Source organism: Kitasatospora sp. NPDC059146 (genome assembly GCF_042786665.1).
Classification (GTDB): Bacteria; Actinomycetota; Actinomycetes; order Streptomycetales; family Streptomycetaceae; genus Kitasatospora.
This window is the reverse complement of record NZ_JBHZCY010000001.1, coordinates 80678-106044: the sequence shown is the minus strand read 5'-3', so window position 1 is coordinate 106044 and position 25367 is coordinate 80678. Positions and strand designations below refer to the sequence as shown.

General features: G+C 74.0%; 22 protein-coding genes and 1 pseudogene. 13 read left to right on the top strand and 10 right to left on the bottom strand.

Translation table 11 applies throughout. The annotated features are described in order from the left end of the window. The first annotated feature begins 5 nt into the window (after positions 1-5). The gene (locus tag ACFXPX_RS00510; protein WP_380521854.1) at positions 6-968 is read left to right on the top strand and encodes a 2-hydroxyacid dehydrogenase; all 963 of its coding nucleotides are present in this window, start codon (positions 6-8) and stop codon (positions 966-968) included. Between the two features lie 6 nt (positions 969-974). Here the strand turns inward: ACFXPX_RS00510 and ACFXPX_RS00505 are convergent, their stop codons facing one another. From ACFXPX_RS00505 to ACFXPX_RS00495, 3 genes are all read right to left on the bottom strand, one after another. Beyond that, a complete protein-coding gene (locus ACFXPX_RS00505) occupies positions 975-1829 on the bottom strand; it encodes an alpha/beta fold hydrolase (protein ID WP_375889199.1) in 855 nt (284 codons plus the stop codon). A 22-nt stretch (positions 1830-1851) separates the two neighbouring features. After that, complete coding sequence (locus tag ACFXPX_RS00500) at positions 1852-2751, bottom strand: DUF4231 domain-containing protein (RefSeq protein WP_375888890.1); 900 nt, start codon at positions 2749-2751, stop codon at positions 1852-1854. 193 nt (positions 2752-2944) lie between these two features. Further along, positions 2945-3709 (bottom strand): SIS domain-containing protein, encoded by a 765-nt coding sequence (locus ACFXPX_RS00495; protein WP_375888891.1) that lies wholly within the window; start codon positions 3707-3709, stop codon positions 2945-2947. Between the two features lie 220 nt (positions 3710-3929). Between ACFXPX_RS00495 and ACFXPX_RS00490 the strand changes: the two genes are divergently transcribed. Next, positions 3930-4628 (top strand): metal-dependent transcriptional regulator, encoded by a 699-nt coding sequence (locus ACFXPX_RS00490; RefSeq protein ID WP_375888894.1) that lies wholly within the window; start codon positions 3930-3932, stop codon positions 4626-4628. A 444-nt stretch (positions 4629-5072) separates the two neighbouring features. On the opposite strand, the gene ACFXPX_RS00485 is transcribed toward ACFXPX_RS00490, so the two are convergent. Then, positions 5073-5777, bottom strand: a complete 705-nt coding sequence (locus tag ACFXPX_RS00485) for a bifunctional DNA primase/polymerase (RefSeq protein ID WP_375888897.1) — start codon at positions 5775-5777, stop codon at positions 5073-5075. Between the two features lie 305 nt (positions 5778-6082). On the opposite strand from ACFXPX_RS00485, the gene ACFXPX_RS00480 reads away from it, so the two are divergent. Beyond that, a complete protein-coding gene (locus ACFXPX_RS00480) occupies positions 6083-7459 on the top strand; it encodes a transcriptional regulator (protein ID WP_380399140.1) in 1377 nt (458 codons plus the stop codon). Positions 7460-7623: 164 nt separating this feature from the next. Beyond that, positions 7624-8817 (top strand): hypothetical protein, encoded by a 1194-nt coding sequence (locus tag ACFXPX_RS00475; protein ID WP_380638882.1) that lies wholly within the window; start codon positions 7624-7626, stop codon positions 8815-8817. Between the two features lie 109 nt (positions 8818-8926). On the opposite strand, the gene ACFXPX_RS00470 is transcribed toward ACFXPX_RS00475, so the two are convergent. Continuing rightward, positions 8927-10228 (bottom strand): ABC transporter substrate-binding protein, encoded by a 1302-nt coding sequence (locus tag ACFXPX_RS00470; RefSeq protein WP_380638880.1) that lies wholly within the window; start codon positions 10226-10228, stop codon positions 8927-8929. Positions 10229-10403: 175 nt separating this feature from the next. On the opposite strand from ACFXPX_RS00470, the gene ACFXPX_RS00465 reads away from it, so the two are divergent. Both ACFXPX_RS00465 and purU read left to right on the top strand, forming a co-directional pair. After that, entirely contained in the window at positions 10404-10919 is a 516-nt protein-coding gene (locus ACFXPX_RS00465) for a hypothetical protein (RefSeq protein ID WP_375888906.1), read from the top strand. A 114-nt stretch (positions 10920-11033) separates the two neighbouring features. Continuing rightward, the gene (gene purU / locus ACFXPX_RS00460) at positions 11034-11900 is read left to right on the top strand and encodes a formyltetrahydrofolate deformylase (RefSeq protein WP_380521845.1); all 867 of its coding nucleotides are present in this window, start codon (positions 11034-11036) and stop codon (positions 11898-11900) included. A 15-nt stretch (positions 11901-11915) separates the two neighbouring features. Here purU and ACFXPX_RS00455 read toward each other — a convergent pair whose 3' ends face one another. Both ACFXPX_RS00455 and ACFXPX_RS00450 read right to left on the bottom strand, forming a co-directional pair. Beyond that, positions 11916-13133: a zf-HC2 domain-containing protein gene (locus ACFXPX_RS00455; RefSeq protein ID WP_380521843.1), complete on the bottom strand. Its 1218-nt coding sequence runs from the start codon at positions 13131-13133 to the stop codon at positions 11916-11918. A gap of 37 nt (positions 13134-13170) precedes the next feature. Continuing rightward, positions 13171-13746 carry a sigma-70 family RNA polymerase sigma factor gene (locus tag ACFXPX_RS00450; protein WP_380399131.1) on the bottom strand — a complete coding sequence of 192 codons (576 nt, stop codon included), beginning with the start codon at positions 13744-13746 and terminating at the stop codon, positions 13171-13173. 689 nt (positions 13747-14435) lie between these two features. Here ACFXPX_RS00450 and ACFXPX_RS00445 point away from each other — a divergent pair. Then, positions 14436-14909: an ATP-binding protein gene (locus tag ACFXPX_RS00445; RefSeq protein ID WP_375888915.1), complete on the top strand. Its 474-nt coding sequence runs from the start codon at positions 14436-14438 to the stop codon at positions 14907-14909. Between the two features lie 447 nt (positions 14910-15356). On the opposite strand, the gene ACFXPX_RS00440 is transcribed toward ACFXPX_RS00445, so the two are convergent. Next, positions 15357-16328 (bottom strand): GlxA family transcriptional regulator, encoded by a 972-nt coding sequence (locus tag ACFXPX_RS00440; protein WP_380521841.1) that lies wholly within the window; start codon positions 16326-16328, stop codon positions 15357-15359. A 222-nt stretch (positions 16329-16550) separates the two neighbouring features. Here ACFXPX_RS00440 and ACFXPX_RS00435 point away from each other — a divergent pair, with 222 nt between their 5' ends. The 5 genes and pseudogenes from ACFXPX_RS00435 to ACFXPX_RS00415 all read left to right on the top strand — a co-directional run. Continuing rightward, positions 16551-17876, top strand: a complete 1326-nt coding sequence (locus ACFXPX_RS00435; RefSeq protein ID WP_380521839.1) for an MFS transporter — start codon at positions 16551-16553, stop codon at positions 17874-17876. Between the two features lie 272 nt (positions 17877-18148). Further along, complete coding sequence (locus tag ACFXPX_RS00430) at positions 18149-18781, top strand: GNAT family N-acetyltransferase (RefSeq protein ID WP_380638878.1); 633 nt, start codon at positions 18149-18151, stop codon at positions 18779-18781. Beyond that, positions 18778-19122, top strand: coding sequence for a DUF4229 domain-containing protein (locus ACFXPX_RS00425; protein ID WP_375888924.1), 345 nt, complete (start codon positions 18778-18780; stop codon positions 19120-19122). Before ACFXPX_RS00430 ends, ACFXPX_RS00425 begins: the two co-directional genes overlap by 4 nt. Before the next feature lie 27 nt (positions 19123-19149). Next, on the top strand, positions 19150-20289 hold the full coding sequence (locus tag ACFXPX_RS00420; RefSeq protein WP_380638876.1) for a LacI family DNA-binding transcriptional regulator: 1140 nt from the start codon (positions 19150-19152) through the stop codon (positions 20287-20289). Positions 20290-20589: 300 nt separating this feature from the next. Continuing rightward, a pseudogene (locus tag ACFXPX_RS00415) lies at positions 20590-21087 on the top strand (SdrD B-like domain-containing protein); the annotation flags it as partial. Positions 21088-21530: 443 nt separating this feature from the next. Here the strand turns inward: ACFXPX_RS00415 and ACFXPX_RS00410 are convergent. Then, the gene (locus ACFXPX_RS00410) at positions 21531-22739 is read right to left on the bottom strand and encodes an MFS transporter (protein WP_375888930.1); all 1209 of its coding nucleotides are present in this window, start codon (positions 22737-22739) and stop codon (positions 21531-21533) included. Between the two features lie 462 nt (positions 22740-23201). On the opposite strand from ACFXPX_RS00410, the gene ACFXPX_RS00405 reads away from it, so the two are divergent. Continuing rightward, positions 23202-24527, top strand: coding sequence for a dicarboxylate/amino acid:cation symporter (locus tag ACFXPX_RS00405; RefSeq protein WP_380521836.1), 1326 nt, complete (start codon positions 23202-23204; stop codon positions 24525-24527). Positions 24528-24822: 295 nt separating this feature from the next. On the opposite strand, the gene ACFXPX_RS00400 is transcribed toward ACFXPX_RS00405, so the two are convergent. After that, the gene (locus ACFXPX_RS00400) at positions 24823-25026 is read right to left on the bottom strand and encodes a cold-shock protein (protein ID WP_030287184.1); all 204 of its coding nucleotides are present in this window, start codon (positions 25024-25026) and stop codon (positions 24823-24825) included. Positions 25027-25367 lie beyond the last annotated feature (341 nt).

The following is a 25367-nucleotide window of genomic DNA, read 5'->3' as shown; positions in this document are numbered from 1 at the left end:
CAACCATGGATACTCCGCCCCCGGTCCTGGTCACCCGGCACCCCGCGCCCGGCGTCCTGGAACGGCTCACCGACCGGTACGCCGTCACCGTGCGCGAGACCGACGAGGAGCTGGACCGGGCCGAACTGCTCGCCGCCGTCCGCGGCCGCCGGGCCGTGCTCACCACCCTCAACAACCGGGTGGACGCCGAGTTCCTGGACGCCGCCGGCCCCCAGCTGGAGATCGTCGCCAACCACGCCGTCGGCTACCACAACATCGACCTGGCGGCCTGCGCCGAACGCGGCGTCGTCGTCACCAACACCCCCGGTGTGCTCACCAACGCCACCGCCGAGACCGCCTGGGCGCTGCTGCTGGCCGCCGTCCGCCGGCTCGGCGAGGGCGAGCGGCTGCTGCGCTCCGGCACGCCGTGGACCTGGAGCCCGAACTTCCTGCTCGGCCTGGAACTGGCCGGCACCCCGCTCGGCGTGCTCGGCATGGGCCGGATCGGGCAGTCGGTGGCCCGCCGGGCCGCCGCCTTCGACATGCCGGTCGGCTACCACAACCGCCGCGCCCTGCCGCCCGAGCAGGCCCACGGCGCCGAGTGGAAGCCGCTGGAGGAACTGCTCGCCACCTCCACCGTGCTGGTCGTCACCTGCCCGTACACCGAGGAGACCCGGCACCTGCTGGACGCCCGCCGGCTGGCCCTGCTGCCGCCCGGGGCGGTGGTGGTCAGCATGACCGCCGGCGTGGTGGACGAGGAGGCGCTGGCCGCCGCGCTGGAGTCCGGCGCGCTGTTCGCCGCCGCCGTGGACAACTTCGAGCACGAGCCGGACGTCCCGTCCGCGCTGCTCGCCCAGGAGCGCGCGGTGCTGGTCCCGCACCTGGGCAGCGCCACCGTACGGACCCGGCAGGCGATGGGCGGCCTGGCGGTGGACAACATCCTCGCGGTGCTGGGCGGCTCCGAACCACTGACCCCCGTGAAGCGCTGACCGGGGTTACCCCGCCGCCCAGGCCAGGGCCGTGGTCATCACCCGGAACGCCCCGAAGTGCGCGGCGCCGGGCTCCAGGAAGAGCTCGGCGCCGGGGACGTGGTCGGCCAGCCAGCGGGAGTGGTCCACCGGCGAGAACTGGTCGTCCGCGCCGTGCCACAGCCAGGTCGGCACCCCGATCGACCCGACGTCGAAGCCCCAGTCGGCGGTGAAGGCCAGCACGTCGTCGATCCAGCCGTCCGCGCCGTGCCGGAACGCCTCCCGGTAGTTGCTCTGCAGCATCCGGCGCAGCCCGCTGTCCGCCACCACCTCCCGGTCGGCGGGCGACAGTTCGGTGCGCAGCCCGTTCAGCAGCCGGACCGGGTCGTCCTTGATCTGACGGGAGCGGAACTCCATCGCGTCGGCGATCCGGCCGTGCCCGCGCTCCGCCTCCCGGTAGGCCCGGACGTTGGACGGGGTCATCCCCGCGTACCAGTCAAGGCCGGTCGCGTTCCGCGGCGCCAGCCCCACCAGCACCGCCACCCGGCTGACCCGCCCCGGCAGCATCGCCGCGCAGGCCAGCGCGTGCGGGCCGCCGCCGGAGCGGCCCAGCACGGCGAAGTCGCCCAGGCCCAACTCGTCGGCGATGGTGCGCACATCGGCCGCCGCGTGCGACACCCGGCGGCCGAACAGCCGGGTCGAGTCGCCGTAGCCCGGCCGGTCGTAGGAGATCAGCCGCACCCCCAGCCGGTACAGCACGGTGCTGCGCGGATGCGGCCCGACCCTGCTGCCCGGCATGCCGTGCAGCAGGAACACCGGACGGCCGCGCGGATCGCCGAGGGACTCCACGGCGAGGGCGCGACCGTCCGCCGCTTTGACCATCCGTAACGCCACGCGTTCCTCCTCAGTGCTCCCGGTCGGTGGTGGTGCGCACCTCCCGGCGGGCCTGCCAGGTGGTGTGCTCGCGGGACACCGCGTCCTCGGCGTCCCGGGCCAGCCGGGCCCAGATCTCCTCGGCGTCCATCGACTCCAGGTCCAGCCGGGCGAGTTGGAGGCGGATCAGCTCCAGCTCCTCGGCGGCCAGCCCGTACGCGGCGGCCAGCGGGCGGTACTGGCGCAGCTGCGCCCAGGCGGTGACCGAGGCGGCCACCGCCGACACCGTGCCCAGCGCGTCGTAGGTGAAGGCGCCGAGCGCCCGCAGCACCGCCAGCGCCAGGCCCAGCGCCGGCAGCAGCACCCCCAGGACGTCCGTCCAGTAGCCGGCCCGGGCGCAGTAGCGGGCCTTGCCGCGGTACCAGTCGTGCTGCACCCGGATCCGCTCGTTCAGATACACCTCGCGGCGCACCGCCAGCGGCTGCCCGCGCAGGTCGCGCATGGCCGGGGTGATGTCCACCCCGGTCGCCGGCACCCCCACCGGGCCGCCCCGGAACGCGCCCAGCACCCGGGCGAGTTGGAAGCGGTACAGGCCCTCTGCGTCCGGCAGGCTGTGCGGCGGCGGCTGGTAGGCGTCCGCCCGGACGGCGAACTTCCAGGCCAGCGTCTTCACCGACTCGGCGGCCGCCCGGCCCTCGTACCAGAGGCCCTGCGGGTTCTGCCGACCGATCACCACCGCCAGCGCCACCGCGCCCAGGTAGGCCGCGGCGGCCGCCCAGGCCCACGGCTCGCCGTCGGCCGAGCCGGTCGCGGCCGCGACCAGCAGCAGGAGCAGCTCCCAGGCGGAGAGCAGCACCGAACGGCGCTGGCCGCGCAGCGAGGCCGCGTCGGCGGCCCAGAAGAACTCGGGCAGCAGCTCCCGCTCGCGCACCCACCCGGTCCGTCCCGCACCAGACGCCATGCTCGGCCCCCACCCGTCGCTCCGGTCCCTCCGCTCTCCTGCCCCGGGCGGGTCGCCGGTACGCCTGGCCGCGGCGGGGGCGCCGCGCAATGGCCGGGAAGGCCCGGTGGATTGTCCGGTACGCCCCGTGGTCGGACGGTTGCGAGCCGTCAACAAGGTGTCGTCAGTAGGTGTAGAGGATGCGCTCGGCGTTGTCGGCCATCTGCTTGGTGTTCCACTCGGTGCCCCCCGGGACGTTGCCGGAGCGGAACAGCGGCGGCGCGGCGGCGTCCCCGGCGGCCGCCCGGTCGGCCAGCCGGCCGACCGCGGAGGCGACCACGGCCTGCATCAGCGCGCTGGTGACGATGGTGGAGACCGGGCCGAAGGAGGTCTCGGCGCCCGGGTGGGTCAGCTCGCCGTCGCCCACCGCGACCTTGCTGTCCAGCACCACGTCGCAGTGGTCCTTGAGGTAGGTGCCGGAGGGGTGCGCCGAGGGCACCTCCTCGGGGTAGGCCAGCGAGGTCACCCCGATCACCTTCAAGCCGCGGTCCCGGGCGTACCGGGCCAGCTCGACCGGCATCACCTGGCGGCCGGAGAGCGAGATCAGGAACAGCAGGTCCCCGCTGGTCGCCGGGGTCAGGTCCAGGGTCGAGGTGGCCAGCCCGGACACCCGCTCCAGGGCGCTGGCCAGCGGCGCGGGCATCATCGTCACCCCGGCCATCCCGGGCACGTTCAGCAGGTTCATCGGGACCAGCCCGCCGGCCCGGTAGACCACGTCCTGGGCCGGCAGCGAGGAGTGCCCGGCGCCGAAGGTGAACACCCGGCGGCCCTCGGTGATCGCCTCGGCCAGCAGGGCGGCCGCCGCCTCGATGGTGTCGGACTCCTCCGCGCGGACCCGGTTCAGGTGGGCGATCGCCGCGTCGAAGTACCGGCCGACCAGGTCGTTCATCGGTTGCCTTCGCTCTCTGCCGGTGGGGGCGCCGGCCGGGTGGGGCGACCGGGACGGCCCGGACGCCAGTGGAGAAAGCTACGGCGAGCACGGTCGCGCCCCGGCGGCACCGCTGTCAACAGGAACGAAAACCGGTCCCGGAAACCCCGGGGCGGGCCCGGTTGTCGGTGCGGTACGTCAGAATTGGCGGTGAGGACACCGAAGAACGGAGCCAGCGGCGATGTCTGGGCTGATCGACACCACTGAGATGTACCTTCGCACCATCCTGGAGCTGGAGGAAGAGGGCATCGTCCCGATGCGTGCCCGGATCGCGGAGCGCCTGGAGCAGAGCGGTCCCACGGTCAGCCAGACGGTCGGCCGGATGGAGCGCGACGGGCTGCTCCAGGTCGCCGGCGACCGCCACCTCGAACTGACCGAGGAGGGCCGGCGGCTCGCGGTGCGCGTGATGCGCAAGCACCGCATCGCCGAGTGCCTGCTCGTCGACGTGATCGGCCTGGAGTGGGAGCAGGTGCACGAGGAGGCCTGCCGCTGGGAGCACGTGATGAGCGAGACGGTCGAGCGCAAGGTGCTCGCCATGCTCGGCCACCCGACCCAGTCCCCGTACGGCAACCCGATCCCGGGGCTGGACGAGCTGGGCGACACCAAGGCCGAGGGCGAGGGCTTCGACGCCGCGCTCGTCCCGCTGGACACCGTCAAGCCGGGCGAGGCCGGCGCGGACGTGGTGGTCCGCCGGATCGGCGAGCCGATCCAGACGGACAGCGAGCTGATGAGCACCCTGCGCCGGGCCGGCGTCCGGCCGGGCTCCACGATCAAGGTGGCGGCCGGCACCGGCGTCGGCGGCGTGCTCGTCGGTACCGGGGACAACGCGGCGGAGCTGGGCAAGGACATCGCCCAGCACGTCTTCGTCGCCCAGGCCTGACCCCGCCCGGCCCGGGCCCGATCGCCGCGCCCCGTGCGACGGTCGGGAAGCCCCGGGTGACGATCGGGGCCCGCTGCTCCCCGTGCAGCGGGCCCTTCCCGTCCCTCCCCGGCTCCCTCCCGGTCCCCTCCTGCCCCTCCCGTTCCCTCCCGGCCCCTCCACCGCCTCGCCCGGCTTCCCCGTCCGAGCGACCCTTCCGGCGACCCCACACACCGCAATTCCTCCCCTCGGCCGATCATGGCAATCCTTGAGCGCTGTCACTCGTACGAGGGGCTTTCCCGGTTGACCAGCGGGTAGACCGAGGCCTTATCCGCACATGCGTGTGACGGGCCCCGCCTCCGGTGGGAGACAAGGCCCGTCACTCGCGCGCGTTGTGTCGCGCGGTGCACGCCCTCACCCGATCGGCGCAGGGCGGCAGGCTTCGGCCGTTCGGACGCCGGCCGTTCAGACGCCGGCCGGCTGGGCTGCCTGGAGCTGCTGGGCGGGCGCCTCGCGGCCGCAGGCGTAGGCGAGCGGACTGATCAGCTCGGCGGCGTCCGGCAGCCAGCGGTTGGACTCGGAGGGGGAGCGGGCCCACTGGGCGTAACCGGTGGAGCCGATCCGCGAGGGCGGGGCGACCGTCCAGTCCCCCTCGCCGCGGGCGACCAGGTCCAGCCGCCCGGGCGGCCAGCCGAGCTTGCGGAGCATCTCCGGCAGCTTGGCCGCGACGCCGGGCAGCACCAGGAAGTGCAGCCGCCGCCCGACCCGGCCGGGCGAGCTGGGCAGCACCACGACCGGGCCGAGCTGGAGGTCCATCCGCTCCATCCGGGCCAGCGCCAGGCACCCGGCGGTCTCCGGCACGTCCAGGACGTCGAAGGACCGGCCGGTGGGCAGCAGGATCGAGGCCTTGGGCCGTTCGGTCCACCAGCGCCGCACCGCGCCCGGCCCGGCGCTCGCCTTGCGGGCCCAGTCCGCGTCCAGCGGGTGGGCGCCCGGCTGGGGGCAGCGCTGGTCGCCGCAGGAGCAGCGGGCGGGCCCGTCGCCGTCGATCAGCCAGGCGCCGGGGGCCACCTCCCAGTGGCGGTTCTCGGCGTAGCCGACGGCTTCGATCAGCAGCGGGGGCAGGCCGGCGTTCTTGTCCTGGCCGGGGGCGTCGGGGATGTCTTCCACGGGCTGCTCAACTACCGTGCGTGAGGCTGGTTACGGCCCGGCGGGCCCCGGTCGGCCGCATCCCGGCAATGTCACCCGAACCGGTGACTCAAGCGAGTTGGGGCGGGCGGAGGCAGGCGCAGCGGGGGCGCACGGAAGCATTCCCCAGGGCGCGCGGGGGGTGCGGTTCGTCACCGTGGGTATCCCGCTGACGTTGCTGATCGCTAACCTGGTGTCAGATTCCTTGGACGGTCGGACAGTCGGCAACAGATCAGCACATCGTCGCCCGCCGGCCGGGACCGGAGGGTGTGGGGAGGCGAAGCCCAATGGCCGCGAGACCACTCGTCGCACGACAGCCCAACGAGCGCCTGCAGCAACTGATCCAGGAGGCCAGTTGCTCCAACGCCGGTCTGGCCCGCAGGGTCAACCTGTGCGGCGCGGAGCACGGACTGGACCTGCGCTACGACAAGACCTCCGTCGCCCGCTGGCTGCGCGGGCAGCAGCCGCGCGGTCAGGCGCCGGCCGTGATCGCCGAGGCGCTCGGGCGCAAGCTCGGCCGCAGCGTGTCGGTCGAGGAGATCGGCATGGCCGACGGCAAGAACCTCAGCTCCGGCATCGGGCTGCAGTTCGCGCCGACCCTGAACGCGGCCCTGGAGCAGGTGTGCGAGCTGTGGCGCAGTGACGTCGGCCGGCGGGACTTCCTCACCGGGGCGACGGTCGCCGCCTCCGCGCTGGTGGAGCCCAGCCGGGACTGGCTGATCACCCCGCCCGACCCGGTGGTGGCCCGCACCGGCGGTCCCCGGGTCGGCCCGACGGACGTGTCCGCGATCAAGGCCACCACCGCGATGCTGGTCGACCTGGACCACCGCTTCGGCAGCGGCCATGTGCGCCCGGTCGTCGTGCACTACCTCAACTCGGTGGTCTCCGGCCTGCTCGGCGGCGCCTACCGGGAGGAGACCGGGCGCCAACTCTTCGCCGCGGTGGCCCGGTTGACCGAACTGGCCGGCTACATGGCGGTGGACACCGGGCAGCCCGGGCTCGCCCAGCGCTACTACATCCAGGCCCTGCGGCTCGCCCAGGCCGCCGACGACCGCGGCTACGGCGGCTACGTGCTGGCCGCCTCGATGAGCCACCTGGCGGCCACCCTCGGCAACCCGCGGGAGATCGCCCAGCTCGCCCGTGCCGCCCAGGAGGGCGCCCGTACGGTGGCCACCCCGACGGCGATGGCGATGTTCTACGCCGCCGAGGCCCGCGGCCACGCCCTGCTCGGCGACGCCCGCTCCTGCGAGGCGGTGTCGGCCAAGGCCCTGGAGATGATGGAGAAGCGCCGCCCCGAGGACGACCCGGACTGGATCGCCCACTTCGACGACGCCTACCTCGCCGACGAACTCGCCCACTGCCACCGGGACCTCGAACAGGCCGGGCCGGCCGAGCACTACGCCCGCCGGGCGCTCGACCTGCACCCGCCGACCCGGGTCCGCCGCCGCGCGGTGGACCTCGTGCTGCTCGCCACCGCCCAGCTCCAGCAGCGCGACCTGGAACGCGCCTGCGAGACGGGCACCCAGGCGGTGCGGCTGCTCAGCGGGCTGCGCTCCAACCGGGGCGTGGAGTACCTGGACGAGTTCCGGCGCCGGCTGGAGCCCTACCGGGAGCAGCGGGTGGTGCGCGAGTTCCACGCCAGGGCGGACGCGGAGGCGGCCTGACCACCGTCTGTGCAGGGAGCGTGTGGGAATGTCCCGCCCGCGTGGTCACCCGGTGAGGCGAACCGGTAGCGTGGGCGCGACGTCCAAGGAACTGTGATGCTCCCAAGAACCGACGAGATGTGGTCCGCCGCCAGTGCGCGGTCCTGCACAGGTGAGGAATCGCGTTGAGTCAGCGCCGCTCGTACAACTCGGGTGACTTCAACCTGGACGACCTGTTCCGCCCCGAGCCCGGCCAGCCCCAGGGCCAGCCGGGCCAGCAGCAGGGCCCCACGGCCGTGCCGCCGGTGGGCCGGCCGTCCGGGCAGCCCGAGTACCTCGGCGAGGGCGCGCAGGCGCCGCCGACCCAGGCGATGCCCCCCCAGCAGCCCGCCTGGGGTGCACCGCCGCAGGCCGGTTACGGCGCCCCGCAGCAGGCCCAGCCGGCCCCCGAGACCCAGCACCTGCCGCCGTACCCGGCCGGCGACCCGCAGGGCGGCTACCCGGCGCCGCAGCCCGGCTACGGCGTCCCGCCGCAGACCGCGCCCGGCTACCAGGGCTACCCGCAGGCCACCCAGCCGCAGCACCAGCAGCAGCACCAGGCGGGCTACCCGGTGCAGGGCTACCCCCAGCCGGACGGCTACGCCACCGACGGCTATGCCACCGGCGGCTACGGGTCGGACGGCTACCGGCCCGACCAGGACGCCACCCAGGCGGGGCGCGGCGGCCGCGGCGGACGCTCCTCCAACAAGCTGGTCATCGGCGGCGTGGTCGCGGGCTTCGCGGCGGCCGGCGTGCTGGTCGCCGTGCTGATGAGCGGCGGCGACGACACCACCAAGAGCGGCCAGAAGACCGCCCCGGTCGCGGCCACCGGCGGCACCGCCACCGGCGCGGCCGGCGCGAGCGGCTCCGGCGCCGCCGCCGACCCGGAGGCCAAGGCGCAGGCGCAGCCGCTGTCCGACCTGCTGGGCACCGCGAGCGACAGCCGCAGCGCGGTGGTCTCGGCGGTCGCCTCGGTGCAGAAGTGCGACAAGCTGCCCGACTCGCAGCAGGCGCTGGCCGCCGCGGCCGGCAAGCGGCGCGAGCTGCAGACCAAGCTCGGCCAGTTGAAGACCGACAAGCTGCCCGGCGGCCAGCAGCTGGTCGAGCAGCTCAACGCGGCCTGGACGGCCTCGGCCCAGGCCGACGACGAGTACGCGGCCTGGGCGACCGACGCCCAGTCCTCCTGCGACCCGAAGAAGCCGGACACCGGCAATCAGCACTACAAGAACGCCGTGCAGGCCAGCGGCACGGCCACCACCGCGAAGAAGCAGGCCTCGACCCTGTGGAACGCGATCGCCACCCAGACCGGCCTGCCCAGCCGCGGCGACGGCGACCTGTAGCGGGACCCCCGGAACACCGGAGGGCGGGCCCGCGCGGGGCCCGTCCGTCCGTGTGCCGCACGCGGTGCGGTGCGGGGAGCGGTGCGGGGAGCGGTGCGGGGAGGAGGGATCAGGACGGGCTGCGGGCCCCGGTGAGGACCCAGCGGACGTCCACGAAGCCCGGCTGCTGCAAGGTCATCCGGCCGCCCTTGACCACCTGGTAGGTGACCCAGGTGTTGACCAGCCGGGGCGACTCGGTGCTGGGCAGCATGTTGGTGGTGCCCCAGTTCAGCGGCGGGGTGAGGCCGACGTCGATGCCCTCGCCGCTGTCCAGCAGGGCGTCGATCGACTTCGCCTCGATCGGCCTGCCGGCCGCGGCGAGCTTCTCCACCACCACCCGGAACACCTCGTAGGCGACCCAGGTGGTCTGCACGCCCGGGTCGGAGACGTCGATGGCGTTCCCGTCGGTGGCCTGGGAGCGGACCACCGCGCGCAGCCCGTCCCAGGACTTGGCCGACTCCGGCGGGTACCAGCTGGTGACGAACGCGCCGGCCAGCGGGCCGGAGTCGCCGCCGGTGGAGTCGACCACCGACTGCTGGACGCTGCCGATCACCGAGGCGATCCGGGTGTTCTTCACGTTCTGCCGCCGGTAGGCGTCCAGCAGGTTGCTGGTCGGCTCGGCGGCCAGGGCGCTGGTGACGCAGTTGCCCGGGTCGTCCCTGCCGATCGCCTTGCGGACCACCTGGCTGTAGTCGGAGGACTGCTCGGGCGCCTTGACGTCCAGCAGTTTGATGCCGGCCGGCTTGAGCGCGTTGCCGAGGTAGCCGAGCAGGTTGTCGCCGGCCGGGGTGTCCGGGCGGATCAGCGAGACGGCCTTGCAGCCGGCGTCGACCAACTGCCGGCCGCTGCCCGCGATCAGCGCGGGCATGCCGCCGTCCACCGGGTAGGACAGCGGGCTGGAGAACTCGGGCTGGGACAGGCCGTAGCCGCCGATCAGCGGGATGCCGGCGCGCTCCAGCATCGGCATGAAGGCGTCGCCCCACTGGCTGTAGGAGCCGAGCACGGCCACCGCCTTGGCGTCCACCGCCTGCTGGGCGCAGGCCTTGGCGCCGTCGGCGGTGTTGTGCTCGTTGCAGGTGATCACGTGCAGCCGGTGGCCGCTCAGACCGCCCTTGACGTTGACGTCCCGGCCGATCGACTCGGCGAGCGCGGTCATGCCGGGACGGTCCGCGGAACCGGTGCCGGACGGGGCCCAGGTCATCACGGTCAGGTCGTCGGCGCCGGTGGAGGCTCCGGCCGGTCCGCCGCACGCGGAGGCCGAGAAGAGGGTGGGGAACAGCACCGCGGCGGTCACCGCGGCGGCGATCGGGCGGCGCGGGCGGCGTCCGCTGATCGTGGGACGGGCCCGGGACGAGTCCCTTCGGCGGGTCATCGGTCTTCCCTCTCTGGGGCGCCATCCGGCGCACCGGGGGACAGCCAAGCCCCGGAGCCACAAGCCGAGAGGGACGAAATGTGAACGCCCGGCCAACGGACGCCGAAATCCGGGGCGGTACGCGTGTAGATCGCGAGTGGAGCACGAACAGACGGGGAACGTACGATCGTTCACCATGTCCGCCAGCACAGATTCTTCGCACCGGTCCACCCGAAACCCTTCTCGTCCGGGCCACCGCTCCAGCACGATGGGCGGCATGCCGCTCAACGACCTGCCCTGGTGGCGCTGGCGAGCCCGACTCCGCTCGGCGCTGCACATGCTGTCCGACCCCGGTTTCCAGCACGAGGCCTGGCTCACCGGCCGGGAGGGCTACGGCGATGTGACCGACGCCGTCTACCGGCTGGTCGAGGACACCTGGCTGGACCGCTGGTCCGCCGAGAAGTACGTGGGCACCATCTTCCGCGACTCCGCCGAGGCCGCCCTGGTCGACGTCGCGGTGCTGCGCGCGGTCCAGATGCTGCACGAGGTCGGCGCCGACGCCCCGGCCTCCGCCTACCTCGGCCACCCCGGCTGGCCCGAGACCGTCCGGGCCGCCCGCGAGGCGCACGTCGCCCTCGCCACCGGGGACGGGGACGACCCGGACGCGACGCCCAAGTCCCTCGACGTGCTGCGCATCCTCACCCAGGTCTGAGCCGTTCCACCGGCCGGTGCCGTCCCGCAGTACGGGCAGCGGGGCGGCGGCTGTCCAGGATGTGACACGCTGGACCATTCACGCACGTCACCAGTTCAGAACGGGATACCCGCAGTGGAACAGCAGCCGGCCAGCGCCCAGTACGTCCTCACGCTGTCCTGCCCCGACAAGCAGGGCATCGTCCACGCTGTCTCCAGCTACCTCTTCATGACCGGCTGCAACATCATCGACAGCCAGCAGTTCGGGGACGGGGACACCGGACTGTTCTTCATGCGGGTGCACTTCTCCGCCCCCGAGCCGGTCACCGCCGACAAGCTGCGGGCCAGCTTCGCCGCGATCGGCGCCTCCTTCGGGATGGACTGGCAGATCCACCCGACCGAGCAGCGGATGCGGATCGTCCTCATGGTCAGCAAGTTCGGGCACTGCCTGAACGACCTGCTCTACCGCACCCGGATCGGCGCCCTGCCGGTGGAGATCGCCGCGGTGGTCTCCAACCACACCGACCTCCAGGACCTCACCGAGAGCTACGGCGTCCCCTTCCGCCACATCCCGGTCACCCGGGACACCAAGGAGGAGGCGGAGCGGCAGCTGCTCGACCTGGTCGAGAAGGAGAACGTCGAACTGGTCGTGCTGGCCCGCTACATGCAGGTGCTCTCCGACCGGCTGTGCACCGAGCTGTCCGGCCGCGTGATCAACATCCACCACTCCTTCCTGCCGAGCTTCAAGGGCGCCAAGCCGTACCACCAGGCGCACGCCCGCGGCGTGAAGCTGATCGGTGCGACCGCGCACTACGTCACCGCCGACCTCGACGAGGGCCCGATCATCGAGCAGGAGGTGGCCCGGGTCACCCACGACATCAGCCCGGACCAGCTGGTCGCGCTCGGCCGGGACGTCGAGTGCCAGGCGCTGGCCCGCGCGGTCAAGTGGCACAGCGAGCACCGGGTGCTGCTGGACGGGACCAGGACGGTCGTCTTCGCGTAGCCGCCCCGGGGCGGGTCAGGGCCGCGCCAGCAGCGGCAGCGCGTGCAGCACCTCGCGCACCGCGGCCCGGTCGCCGTGCTCGCCCACCGGCAGCCGGTCCGGGTCCCGGTGCGCGGCCGCCAACTGGCACAGCTCCAGGCCGTCCAGCACCATCGAGGCCACCGGCTCCCCGGCGGCGGGACCGGCCGACCGCGCCGACCAGGTCGATCCGGCGGGACCGGCCGGTCCGCTCGGTCCGCCGTCCAGCGGCACCAGCCACTCGCCGGCCGCCGGACCGTCCACCACCAGCCGCACCCGCCGAACGGTCCGACCGTCCCCGGACGGCGCCCCGGCGGGCGCGGGCCGCGCCGCGCGCAGCCCCGCCAGCGCCCGCGGCAGCAGCCGGACCACCAGCTCCACCATCTGCCGCAGGTGCTGCGGCGCCGGCGGAGCGTACGGGTAGGCCACCGCGCGGGCCACGTCCTCGCCGTGCACGAAGCACTCCAGGGCGCGCTCCACGAAGGCGTCGCGCAGCGGCAGCACCGCGAAGCCGAGGTCGACCGGGGTGCTGCCCTGCGGCGCCAGCGCGGCGCTGCGCACCAGGTCGTGGGTCTGCTGCCGCCACCGGGCGCGCACCGACCGGGGCGGCAGCCCGGCCTGGTCGGCGAGCAGCCGGGCGGTCCGCGCCGCGTCCGCCGCGTACCGGCCGCCCTGCGGGGGCACCCGCGGCGCCGGGACGCCCGCCTCCTGCGGCGGCACCCGCCGCTCCGCGCCCGGGACCGGCCCGGGTCCGGCGGCGGCCGGCACCGGGTCGGGCAGGCCGAGGGCGAGCGCCAGGAAGCCGTCCGCCGCGGTCAGCCGGCCCAGCACCTCGGCCGGGCGCAGCAGCTCGGTGCCGCCGTGCCACGGCAGTTCGGCCACCTCCTGCCACTCCTCCGGGCCGAGGTCGCGCAGGAGTGCGTCCAGCTTGGCGGTCTCCGCGGTGTACGGCATCCCCCAGGCGGGGACGGGCAGTTCGGCCGGGCGGCTGGCCAGGCACCAGTCCAGCACCTGCTGGCGCAGCGAACCGGGCTGGTCCAGCGGCTCGTCCAGGGAGAGCCAGCCGGCCGCCTCGCGCAGCCGGTCCGCCTCGTCGGCGCACTCCGGGCAGGCCGGCAGGTGCTGCTCCAACTCGGCGGCCTCGCGCGGCGGGCAGGCGCCGAGGGACCAGGCACCGAGCAGCGAGCGCAGGGCGTCGTGCCGCTCCTCGCTCATCCGCCCGCGCACCTCTCGACGGTTCGCACGCTCACCTTCACCTGCCCCCGTTCCCGTCCCCGTGCTCCTGGCGGGCGCGTTCGTCGGCCAGTTCGGTGGCCAGCAGCTCCAGGCCGAGCCGCATCCGCTGCTTGGCGGCCTGCTCGCTGATGCCGAGCAGTCGGGCCGTCTCCTGGTAGGTACGGCCGTCGTAGTACGTCACCGCGATGGTCTCACGCAGGGGTTGGGGCAGGGAGTCGACCACGTACTGCATGCGCGCGGCGGTGGCGACGGCCCGGATCTCCCGCTCGGCCGCCCCGCCGTGCTCCGGCGCCAGCTCGGCGCCGCGGCGCGCCCGCAGCCGTTCGACCGCGCGGCGGTGGGTGAGCGCGCCGAGCCAGGATCGCAGCGAGCCCCGGGCGGGGTCGAAGTCCCCGGGGTGCTCCCAGACGTGGGCGAAGACCTCCCGGGTGAGCTGGGCGGCGGCCGCCTGGTCGGCGAGTATCCGGCCTGCCAGGCCGTGCACCATCGGGGCGAGCCGGTCGTACAGTTCGCCGAGCGCGGTCTCCTCGCCGCGGGCGAGGCGACGCTGCAACTGCTCGTCCCAGCGCGGGATCCCGTCCGGGGTGGCCATCGAGAACCACCCTCCTGACCGGTTCGCTGGCGTTACCCAACGGTATCCCCTGGCCGGTCCGCGGCGGGAGGGATTCGGGCAAGAACGGAACCCGGTCTCGTGGTTCGCCGCCGTCGGTGCCGGTGCCGGTGCCGGTGCCGGTGCGGTTGCCGCCGTCGCCGTCGCCGTCGCCGTCGCCGTCGCCGATGATGATGCCGATGCCGCTGTTCGAGACCCGCTGGACATATGTCGTACGGGTGGTTCGCGAGTGGCGGGCGGGGCGGCGGGGGCGTCCGGCGGTAGGTTCCCGCCCAGGGCGGGTCCGAACAGGCCCCGCGGGACCGGCGTCGGCCCGGGCCGGACGAGTGCCGGTGCGAGGCTCGCGAGAGTGAGCGGGACAGTATGCACTGCCCTGTCCCCCGATCGCCGGAATATGCCCGAAGCGCTTGCTGCGGTCCGTCCGCCCACCCATCCTGAGGCGTATTCGTGTCGCGGTCGTTGTACGACCGACGAGTTGACGCGGGCGAGTGGCGCGGGCGGACGGGTCGGCGAGTGCCCGAGCGGGCACCGGGTGGCCCCGGTGGTCCCGGGCGGTCCCAGGTGGCACCGGTGGTCCCGGGTGGCACCGGGCGAAGTGCGAGGGCCCCGCCGGCCGGCTGATCCGGCCCGATCGGGACGTTGGCCGAACTGCGAGTGCAGGTGGTGGAGCGGTGCAGGTTCTTCAGGTACAGCTTGCGGTGCAGGCGGACCCCGCCGAGGTCGGCCGGGCCCGGCGGTGGGTGCGCTCGCGGCTGCTGAACCACGGGGTGGACCCGGACGCGCCGATGGCCGAGACGGTGGTGCTAGTGGTCTCGGAACTGGTGACCAACGCCGTGGTGCACACCGGCTGTCCGGCCGTGCTGAGACTCTGCCTGCCGGTGGCCGAGGGCCCGGCGCAGGACGTCCCGCCCGGCCCGCTGCGGGTGGAGGTGGCCGACGCGAGCCGGGCCGCCCCGGCCCCCCGGCACGCCGGGGCGGACGAGGACGCCACCAACGGGCGCGGACTGGAACTGGTCGAGCTGCTCTGCGACCGCTGGGGCTGGTACCCGGACGGTTCGGGCAAGCGGGTCTGGTGCGAGATCGGCGCCGGGGCGCGGCCGGTCGATCCGATGGCGGGCGTGGACTGGGCGGCCCTGGCGCAGTGACCGGGCGGACCCGGCGCGGCAACTGAGCGGACCCGGCGCGGTGGCGGCCTCCGGCGGCGCTCACCGGCCGAAAGGCGATCACCGGCCGAAAGCTGACGCAACCATTCCGAATTTCGGACTAGCCATTGACGTGACGTATCCGACTGATCACGCTTGGGTGCGGCTCCCGTTGCGAGGGGACGCCGAGGGAACGTCCGTCCGCCGTCACGGTGCTGCTGTCCAGGGGGATCGCGTCAGCAGGGGGGATCGTGGACTGCCGGTCGCGGACGGCTCCTCGGCGAGTGCGGAGGGCCCGGCGCGGGTTCAGGGCCCGTGCGCCGTGATCGGACGGCGGCCCGGCACGCTGCGCTCGGCGCGCAGGCGGCCGGCCGCCGTCCGTGGTGCCCGCTCCGGACGATCGAATTCCGGCCAGGCGGCTCCACCCGCCCGTCCCGGTGCGGCCGTTGCTCAGAGCGGGGCGGTCCGGAAGGTACGCCGGTAGGCGCTCGGGGCCACGTCCAGCCGGCCGCGCAGCTGCAACCGCAGTGAGGCGGCGGTGCCGAAACCGGACTCCCGGGCGACCTGGTCGATCGTCAGGTCCGTGCGCTCCAGCAACTGCCGGGCCCGCTCGGTGCGCTGGGTGGTGATCCACTGGCCGGGGCTGGCGCCGGTCTCCTCGCGGAAGCGCCGGGTGAAGGTCCGCACGCTCATGCCCGCCCGCTCGGCGAGCCGGTTCAACGGCAGCGGCCCGTCCAGGTGCTCCAGCGCCCAGGCGCGCACGGCGGCGGTGCCGGCGCCCCCGGTCTCCACCGGGCTCGGGGCCTCCACGTACTGCTTCTGGCCACCGTCGCGCCAGGGCGGCACCAGGCAGTTGCGGGCCACCGCGTTGGCGACCGCGCTGCCGTGGTCGCGGCGCACCACGTGCAGGCAGAGGTCCACCCCGGCGGCCACCCCGCCGGAGGTCAGGACGTCGCCGTCGTCGGTGTAGAGCACGTCCGGGTCCAGCCGGACCTTCGGGAAGGCCCGGGCGAAGCGCTCGGTGTAGCGCCAGTGGGTGGTGGCCGGGCGGCCGTCCAGCAGACCGGCGGCGGCCAGCAGGAAGGAGCCGGTGCAGATCGACATCAGCCGGGCACCGGGCCGGATCCGCCGCAGGGCGGCGGCCAGTTCGGGGGTGAAGGCGGCGTCCGCGCCGTCCGGGGCGGCGTCGTGGGAGGCCGGGACCACCACCGTGTCGGCCCGCTCCAGCAGTTCGGGCCCGTGGTCGACCGAGATCCGGAAGTCGGCGCTGGTGGCGACCGGTCCGCCGTCCAGGGTGCAGGTGGCCACCCGGTAGAGCGGCCGGCCGGAGCCGTCCTTGGCGTTGCCGAAGATCCGCGCGGGGATGCCGAGTTCGAAGGCGATCACACCCCGCAGGGCGAGTACCGCGACGAGGTGCGTCATGCCGTTCCTTTCCAGGGGGCCCGCCCGGGGCCCGCCCGGGGTGCGGCCGGGCGGTGCGGCCGGGCGGTGCGGCCGGGCGGTGCGGGCGGGCGGTGCGGGCGGGCGGGCGTGCGGGCGGTGCGGGGTCCGGGCCAGGGTACGCGCCGGGCGTGGCCCGATTCTTGCGAAAGCTGTCATTCGGGCCACTCGTCCGGGCGGCGCCCGCCCGGGAGACTCGTCCACGTGACCGAACGCAGTGCCCTCGCCGCCTCCACGCCCCCCACCGTCCCGATACCCGCCCCCGGCCGGCGCCCCCGGGTGCACTACGCCTGGGTGGTGGCCGCCGTCGCCCTGCTGGTCCTGCTCGGCTCGGCCGGCTTCCGCTCCACGCCCAGCCTGATGATGGACGCCCTGCACAACGAGTTCGGCTGGTCGCTCGCGACGATCGCCAGCGCCACCTCCGTCAACCTCACCCTCTACGGCCTCACCGCCCCCTTCGCCGCCGCCCTGATGGACCGTTTCGGCGTGCGCCTGGTGGTGGTCTGCGCGCTGCTCACCATCTCGGTCGGCGCCGGCCTCACCATGCTGATGCGCCAGCCCTGGCAGCTCATCCTCTGCTGGGGCGTCCTGGTCGGTCTCGGCAGCGGCTCGATGGCCGGCGCCTTCGCCACCACCATCACCGGCCGCTGGTTCCAGGCCCGCCAGGGCCTGGTCACCGGAGTGCTCACCGCCGCCGGGGCGGCCGGCAACCTGGTCTTCCTGCCGGTCGGCGCCTGGCTGGTCGAACAGCACGGCTGGCGCTCGGCCGTGGTCGTGGTCTCGCTCGCGGCCAGCGCCGTCGCCGTGCCCGTCCTGCTGCTGATGCGCGAGCGCCCCGCCGACCTCGGCCTGCTCCCGTACGGCGCCACCGAGGCCCCGCCCGAGCCGGCCCGGGACGGCCGCGCCCTGGCCCGCACACTGCGGGTGCTGCGCGACGCCGCCCGCACCCGGCAGTTCTGGCTGCTGGCCGGCTCCTTCGCGATCTGCGGCGCCACCACCGCCGGCCTGGTCGGCACCCACTTCATCCCGGCCGCGCACGACCACGGCATGCCCGTCACCACCGCCGCGAGCCTGCTCGCCCTGATCGGCGTGTTCGACGTGGTCGGCACCGTGTTCAGCGGCTGGCTCACCGACCGGGTCGACTCCCGGCTGCTGCTCACCGTCTACTACGGGCTGCGCGGCGTCTCCCTGCTCCTGCTGCCGCAGCTGCTGGCCGGCTCGCTGCACCCGCCGATCCTCGCCTTCGTCGTCTTCTACGGCCTGGACTGGGTGGCGACCGTGCCGCCGACCGTCGCGCTCTGCCGTCGGCAGTTCGGCGAGGACGCCCCGATCGTCTTCGGCTGGGTGCTCGCCGCCCACCAGATCGGCGCGGCCGTCGTCGCCGGGCTGGCCGGGCTGGCCCGCGACGCGCTCGGGAACTACGACCTCACCTGGTACGGCGCCGGCGCGCTGTGCGCGGTCGCGGTCGGACTCTGCCTGGCGCTGCGCACCGGGCGGTCGGGCGACCGGGCGGTGCCCGCCCTGTCCTGAGGGGCGCGGGGACGCGCGCGGGGAGGGGCGGGCGGATGGGACGGACGTACGTCTGGCACGTACGTCCGTCCGGCGGTGCGGGGGCCGGGTACGGACGTCCGTCTGACAGGTACGTCCGTCTGATCCGCCCATGTGCCCGGCCCGCCCGTGCGTCTGGATCGGACGTCCGTCCAACAGGACGCGTCCGCCCGGTTCAGACGTGCGTCTGATCCGGCCGTACGGGCCGCCATGGCCGTCCGGCCCGTCGGAGCGGAGGGCTAGGCTCCGCATTCATGGCGCTCACCTTCACTCTCGACCCGAAGCCCGACCCCGACCTGCGCACCGCCGTGGTCCGGCTGTGGACGGACGTGACCAACGCCGGCGGTGCGGTCGGCTTCGTGGCCCCGGTCACCGAGGAGGAGGTCTGGGACACCGCCGACCGTCAGTTCGCCGGGCTCGCCCCGGACGGCCCCGACCGCCTCCTGGTCGCGCACGAGAGCGCGACCGGCCGGCTGGTCGGGGTGCTGTTCTTCGCGTCGATGCGTTTCGCGCCGATGGAGCACTGGCGGATGCTCAAGCGGGTCATGGTGCACCCCGACTTCCAGGGCCTCGGCCACGGTGCCGAGTTGCTCGCCGAGGCCGAGCGGGTCGCCCGCGCCTGGGGCCTGGAGTCGCTGCGGCTCACCGCGCGCGGCGGCCTGGGGCTGGAGCGCTTCTACGCCCGCTGCGGCTACCGGGAGGTGGGCCGGGTGCGGGCCGCGATCCGGGTCGCCCCCGGGGACGACCGCGACGACGTCACCATGTGGCTGGACCTGCGCCGACCGGCCGTCGAGGAGGGACGGCGGCCCCCTGGCCCGCGCCCGGTGTCAGGCATGCTTGACTGGGAGACCCGCCCCGGCTCGAACCAGAAGGATGTGTCCCAGTGAGCAGCAACGGCCCGCAGAAGTCGCACGCCACGCTCCGCTACACCTCCATGCGGGCCAGCATCTTCCTCGCCTGCCTGCTGGTCGCCCTGCTGCTCGGGCACTTCCAGGTCATCCCGGTGAGCGGTGAGTCCGGGATGATCTTCCTGTTCCTGCTGGCCGCGATCGCCTCCGCGCCCCTCAGCTACGTGCTGCTGAGCAAGCAGCGCGACGAGATGTCCTCCCAGATCACCACCAAGGTCTCCGGGATGCGCAGCCGCACCGCCGACCGGATCGCCGCGCAGAACGCCGAGGAGGACGCCGCGGACGACGCCGCCCGCGCGGCGTCCTCCCGGCAGAGCTGACCCGGGGCGCGTCCCGCCGTGCCGAACGTGCCCGCGGTACCCGCCGATCCGCACCCGAGCACAGGCATCGGCACTGACACCGGCGCCGAGATCGAGATCGAGACCGAGATCGACGCCGGTACCGGCACCCGCACCGGGCGTGCCGCCGGGACGTGGCCGGCGCCCGTGCGCAGGCCCACCGGGCGGGACGTGGCCAGGCTGGCCGGGGTCTCCCAGGCCACCGTGTCGCTGGTCTTCTCCGGCGCCGAGGCCGGTCGCCGGGTCTCCGAGGCGACCCGGGCGCGGGTCCGTGAGGCCGCCCGCAGCCTGGGCTACCGCCCGCAGGCCGCCGGCCGGCAGCTGCGGCTGGGCCGCAGCGGAATGATCATGCTTGCCGTGCCCAACCTCCAGGGCCCGTTCTTCGGCCGGGTGCTGGAGGGCGTCCACCACGAGGCCGGCCGGCACGGCCTGGCGGTCGTGGTCAGCTCGGGCTGGGGCAGCGCGACCCTGGCCGAGGCCGCCACCGCGGGCCGCTTCGACGGTCTGCTGATCTGCTCCCCGGACGACAGCCAGCTCGGCGAGCTGCCGTCGGACACCCCCGCGGTCTTCCTGGACGCCGACCCCGGCACCGACCGGGCGCGCCCGACCGTCGAGCTCGACGTGGCCGGCGGGATGCGGGCCGCCGTCGAGCACCTGGCCGCTCTGGGGCACCGCCGGATCGGGCACCTGCGGTCCACCCACGCCGCGTACACGTTCCGGGTCCGGCAGGCCGCCTTCGAACAGGCCGTGCGTGAACTCGGCCTGGACGTAGTGGAGTTGGGTGTGAGCCTGAACGACGGTCACGCAGCCGCGCGGAGCGTGGCGGGGGAGCTGCTGGAACGGGCGGACCGTCCGCGTGCGGTGATCTGCGACGACGACGTGGTCGCCTCCGGGGTCTACCAGGCCGCCGCCGAGCGGGGGTTGCGGGTGCCGGACGACCTGTCGGTGGTCGGTATGGACAACGTCGCCGTCTCCGGGCTGCTCGCCCCGCCGCTGACCACCGTCGACCTGCCCGGCGAGGAGCTGGGCCGGGCGGGGGCGGCCGCGCTCGCCGGACTGCTGGCCGGTGAGCGGGTGGAACCGGTCGCGCCGCTGGCCACCTCGCTGGTGCTGCGCTCCTCGACGGCCCCGGCTCCGTCCCCGTCCTAAGTCCCGAACCCGTCCCAGGTCCCGAACCCGGAAGCGACCTGACGGCCGCTCGTGCTGCCGCCCTGCCGGGATGGTCCCAATGAGTGAAACCAGCCGCTGACCTCCAGCGACCCGACCGTGGTGATCGAGTACACCACCTCGCCCGACCCGTGCGTCACCGGCGCCATCACCGTGCCCGGCCCCTGCGACCCCGGCGCCCGGTGGAGCAGCACCTTCCCGGCACCCGCCACCACCACCTGGTTCCGGGTCCGCCGCCCCGGCACCCTGGCGCCCGGCGGGGTGTTCACCCTGACCTGGCCGATGGTCGCCTCGGTCGACGCCGGCAACGCCGACTTCGCCTGGAACAGCTTCGCCTACACCGCCACCGACTCCGGCGGCAGTCCGCTGCTGCCCGCCGAGCCCGCCAAGGTCGGCGTCGGCGTGACCGCCCCCGTCCTGCCGAACAATGCGCTCGGCGACTTCGTCTGGCTCGACCGCGACGGCAGCGGCAGCCAGAAGCCCGGCGCCGCCGGCGTGCCGGGCGTACGGGTCGCACTGCTGGACGGAACGGGGCAGCCGGTCCGGGACCGGACGGGCAAGCCCGTCACCACCGCCACCGACACGAGCGGGCACTACCTGTTCGACAAGCTGCCGGACGGGGAGTACGCGGTGCGCTTCGGCCTGACGACCATCCCGGACGGGGCGAAGGCCACCGTGCGCCACGCCGGTACGGACCCGGCGCTGGACTCGGACGCCGACCCGGCGGCGGGGATCACCCAGACGGTGCGGCTGGAGGGCGGACGGCGGGACCTGGACCTGGACATGGGGGTGGTGCCGGCGAGCTCGCCCTCGCCTTCGCCGACGAACTCGCCCTCCCCGACCGGGGCGCCGTCGCCGTCGCCGTCGCCGTCTCCGTCCGCCTCGCCGAGCCCGACCCACAGCCCGTCGCCGAGCGGGAGCCCGACCACGAGTGAGCCCGGCACGCCGACGCACACCCCCGACGCACACGCACACGCGCACGTCCACGCACACCCCGTCGCCCTCGTGGACCCACGGTGGCGGACAGCTGCCCGGTACCGGTGGCAACGGGATGCTCCCGCTGCTGCTCGCGGCCGGTGCGCTCGGCAGCGGGGTGCTGTTCTCGGTGATCGCCTGGGGTCGTCGGGGCCGCCACAGCTGATCGCCGTAACCGAACGAACGGAGGACATGACTGCGCCCGCCGGCCAGACCCCGGCGGGCGCAGTCGTCTGTGGGGGTGGGGGTCAGCCCACCGGGACGGGTTCGGCGAGCGGCGCCACCGGCGCGCCGCGGAACCAGCGCCGGGCGCCGAACAGCACCAGGCCGCCCAGGGTGATCCCGCCGGCCGCGCACACCGCGACCGGGCGCAGCGATCCCTCGGCGAGGTGGCCGGAGACCGCGTAGCCGAGCGAGTTGCCGGTGGCGAACAGGGTCACCAGCCAGGCGAAAGCCTCGGTGACTGTCCCGGTCGGGGCCAGTTCGGCGACCAGGACGAAGGCGGCCGCCAGCAGCGGGGCCAGCATGACGCCGGAGAGGAAGGCCAGTGCGGCCATCGGGTACGGGCCGGGCAGGGTGACCAGCGGCAGGTAGGAGGCGGCCATGGCGAGGGCCATCAGCCAGGTGCGGGTCGCGGTGCTCTGCCGCCAGGTGACCATGCCGTAGGCGAGCGCGCCGAGCAGGCCGCCGAGCGCGGCCAGCGCCAGCAGGGTGCCCCCGCCGCCGGGCAGGCCGTCGGCGTGCTGCTCGGCGTAGGCGATGAACAGGACGTTCTGCGCGCCGACCGCCCAGCCGGCCCCGGCGAGTCCGACCAGCAGCAGGACCAGGCCGGGGGAGCGCAGCGGGCCGAGCAGTCCGGCGGAGTGGTCGCGGGCGGGGGCGCGCCAGGCCCGGGCCGGTGCGGTGGTGGCGACCACCAGTGCACCGGCCAGTCCGAGTCCGGCGGCCACCCAGAGCGCGGCGACCGGGCTGAACAGGCCGGCGATCCCGGCCACGGCCAGCGGTCCGGCCACGTAGAGGATCTGCTGGGAGGCGGAGTCGAAGGCGTACGCGGTGTCGAGCTGCTCCTCGTCGACCACGTTCGGCCAGAGCGAGCGCAGGCAGGGTTCCAGCGGCGGCATCGCCAGGCCGGCGACGGCGGCGCCGAGCGGCGCGGCGAGCGGGGAGCCGGGGGCGAGGGCGAGCAGCGCGTACCCGCCGCCGGCCACCACGGCGGAGGCGAGCAGGACGCGCGGCTGGCCGGTGCGGTCGACGATCCGGCCGAGCACCGGCCCGCCGACGGCGGCGGCGAGCGCGTACACGGAGGTGGCCAGTCCGATCCGGCCGTACGGGACGCCGGCCTCGCGCAGGGCGAGGGCGATCACCAGGGCGGTCATACCGGCGGGCAGGCGGCCGAGCAGGGTGCCGAGCAGGAGTCGGGAGACGTGCGGGGCGCGGAGCAGGGCGAGGTAGCCCATCGGTGGTCTTCTCCGGTCAGGGCAGGGGAGGGTGGGGACGCCGTCAAAGTTATACGTATAACTGCCGTTCGGTCAATCCGACCGGAAGATGGGGCTGATGGGGCGTCAGCTTCGTTCGTGTCCGGATCTCACTGCCGGGTGGGGAGTGGCCGTGGCTCGATCTCAAACAAGTACTTTGAACATCTCAAACCTTTACTGCTAACGTATCGGCCGTGACCACCTCAGACGCACTGCGGATGCACGGCCCGGGCCCGCTGCCCGGCGCCGCCCGCCCGGGTGCGCTGAACGGTGCTGTGGACAGCCCGCGCCGTTGTCGCGCCATGAGCTGCGCAGCCATGAGCTGTATCGCGGCGGCACGCCCCTGACCGGGGTTCGTGACCTCTCCCCGTCCGGCCCCGAGCCGTGCCGCCGCCTCCGCCCCGCCCCACCGCCAGCAACGCCCTCCCCCGGAGTCGCACCCCCATGTCCACAGCGCCCGAGGCGACCTCGTCGCCGTCCCTGCTCACCCGCATCCGCAAGACACCGTTCTGGGTGCAGATCGTCGCCGGCCTCGTGCTCGGCGTCGGCCTCGGCTACCTGGCCCGCGCCGCCGACGTCTCCTGGCTGGCCACCACCCTGGAGACGATCGGCAAGATCTTCGTCCAGCTGCTCAAGCTGGCCGTGCCGCCGCTGGTCTTCACCGCGATCGTGGTGAGCGTCGCCAACCTGCGCAACGTCACCAACGCGGCCCGCCTGGCCACCCGCACGCTGCTCTGGTTCATGATCACCTCGCTGATCGCGGTCGGCATCGGCCTGGGCCTGGGCCTGCTGACCAACCCCGGCCAGGGCACCAACCTCAAGACCGACGGCCTCAAGGCGCTCGACTCCAAGGGCACCTGGATCGACTTCCTGACCGGGATCTTCCCGACCAACATCGTCGACGCCTTCGTCAAGGTGAACGTGCTGCAGATCGTCTTCATGGCGGTCGTGGTCGGCGCCGCGATCATCAAGCTCGGCACCAAGGCCGAGCCGGTCCTCAAGCTCAGCGAGACCGTGCTGGAGCTGACCCAGACCGCGCTGTGGTGGGTCATCCGGCTCTCCCCGCTCGGCACCCTCGGCCTGATCGGCAAGTCCGTCGCCAAGTACGGCTGGGACCTGCTCAAGCCCTTCGCCACGCTGACCCTCGACATCTACGTCGGCTGCGCCCTGGTGCTGTTCGTCGTCTACTCGCTGGTGCTGCGCTTCGCCGCGGGCCTCAACCCGCTGCACTTCTTCAAGGGCGCCTGGCCCGCCATCCAGCTGGCCTTCGTCTCGCGCTCCTCGGTCGGCACCCTGCCGGTCACCCGCCGCGTCACCGAGCGCCTCGGCGTCCCGAGCGAGTACGCCTCGTTCTCCGTGCCGTTCGGCGCCACCACCAAGATGGACGGCTGCGCCTCGATCTACCCGGCCGTCGCCGCGATCTTCGTCGCCCAGGTCTACAACATCGAACTGGGCCTCAAGGACTACATCCTGATCGCCTTCGTCTCGGTCGTCGGCTCGGCCGCCACCGCGGGCCTCACCGGCGCGATCATCATGCTGACGCTGACCCTGTCCACCCTGGGCCTGCCGCTGGAGGGCGTCGGCCTGCTGCTGGCCATCGACCCGATCCTGGACATGATGCGCACCGCCACCAACGTCGCCGGCCAGGTGGTCGTGCCGGTCGTGGTCGCGGCGCGGGAGCGGATCCTGGACGTGGCCGCGTACAACAACCCCTCCGGGGACCTGTACGAGGAGGACGCGCCGAAGGCCGCGGTTCCGGTCGCTGCCTGATCGTCGGTACGTCGGCTGATCGCGCCGGCTGATCGAGCTGCCTGATCGCGCTGCCTGATCCTCGGCACGCTGTTTGATCGTCGGTGCGATCGGTGCGACACGAAGGGCCCTCTCCCGGTTCGCGGGGGAGGGCCCTTCGGCCTTCTCCTGCCCCTCCCCGTCTGCCGGGAAAAGGCAGGGGGCCCGCCGCGATGGGCAGGCCCCCTTGGGTGCTGCTCTTGTGCTCATGGTGACGGCTGTCGGGAGCCGCCGGCGGACCCGAAGGGTCCCGAGCGATCAGAACATCAGAGGATGATCAGACGGCGGTGACGTTCTCCGCCTGCGGGCCCTTCGGACCCTGGGTGACGTCGAAGGTGACCGCCTGGTTCTCCTCCAGCGAACGGAAGCCGTTCGCATTGATGGCGGAGTAGTGGACGAAGACGTCGGGGCCGCCGCCCTCCTGGGCGATGAAGCCGAAGCCCTTCTCAGCGTTGAACCACTTGACGGTTCCCTGAGCCATGCCGTTCTCCTTGCGATGCGTGTCGGGGGCCACACCGTGTGGTCCCCGGTCCGCTGCGCTGATCGCCCTGCCTCCGGACGAGTCCGAAGTTTTTCGATATTGCTGAAAAACTACAAAAAGCCCGCGGTTACATGCTCCGCAGGCTTCAAGTACTGCAAGGGGAATCAAACTGCAACTGAGGGCAACGCTAGCATGCGGCCGCTGTGACGACCAGGGGTCACTTGCCCTTCGGACGACGCGTGTCGTAGGCCCCCCGACGGGGCTGGTTACGGGCGCGGGCAGGCGTGTTGGGGGCCCGCACGAGTCCGCCGGGAGGCGCCCGCGCGCCGGTCCGGAAGCGC

Bases quoted from the DNA above. Each gene is read 5' to 3' on its own strand.
- ACFXPX_RS00410 (WP_375888930.1), bottom strand. From the start codon at position 22,739: ATGGGCTACCTCGCCCTGCTCCGCGCCCCGCACGTCTCCCGACTCCTG.
- ACFXPX_RS00455 (WP_380521843.1), bottom strand. From the start codon at position 13,133: ATGAGCGAGGAGCGGCACGACGCCCTGCGCTCGCTGCTCGGTGCCTGG.
- ACFXPX_RS00505 (WP_375889199.1), bottom strand. From the start codon at position 1,829: ATGGTCAAAGCGGCGGACGGTCGCGCCCTCGCCGTGGAGTCCCTCGGC.
- ACFXPX_RS00495 (WP_375888891.1), bottom strand. From the start codon at position 3,709: ATGAACGACCTGGTCGGCCGGTACTTCGACGCGGCGATCGCCCACCTG.
- ACFXPX_RS00430 (WP_380638878.1), top strand. From the start codon at position 18,149: ATGGCGCTCACCTTCACTCTCGACCCGAAGCCCGACCCCGACCTGCGC.
- ACFXPX_RS00480 (WP_380399140.1), top strand. From the start codon at position 6,083: ATGGCCGCGAGACCACTCGTCGCACGACAGCCCAACGAGCGCCTGCAG.
- ACFXPX_RS00510 (WP_380521854.1), top strand. From the start codon at position 6: ATGGATACTCCGCCCCCGGTCCTGGTCACCCGGCACCCCGCGCCCGGC.
- ACFXPX_RS00450 (WP_380399131.1), bottom strand. From the start codon at position 13,746: ATGGCCACCCCGGACGGGATCCCGCGCTGGGACGAGCAGTTGCAGCGT.
- ACFXPX_RS00490 (WP_375888894.1), top strand. From the start codon at position 3,930: ATGTCTGGGCTGATCGACACCACTGAGATGTACCTTCGCACCATCCTG.
- ACFXPX_RS00465 (WP_375888906.1), top strand. From the start codon at position 10,404: ATGTCCGCCAGCACAGATTCTTCGCACCGGTCCACCCGAAACCCTTCT.
- ACFXPX_RS00400 (WP_030287184.1), bottom strand. From the start codon at position 25,026: ATGGCTCAGGGAACCGTCAAGTGGTTCAACGCTGAGAAGGGCTTCGGC.
- ACFXPX_RS00405 (WP_380521836.1), top strand. From the start codon at position 23,202: ATGTCCACAGCGCCCGAGGCGACCTCGTCGCCGTCCCTGCTCACCCGC.
- ACFXPX_RS00440 (WP_380521841.1), bottom strand. From the start codon at position 16,328: ATGACGCACCTCGTCGCGGTACTCGCCCTGCGGGGTGTGATCGCCTTC.
- ACFXPX_RS00470 (WP_380638880.1), bottom strand. From the start codon at position 10,228: ATGACCCGCCGAAGGGACTCGTCCCGGGCCCGTCCCACGATCAGCGGA.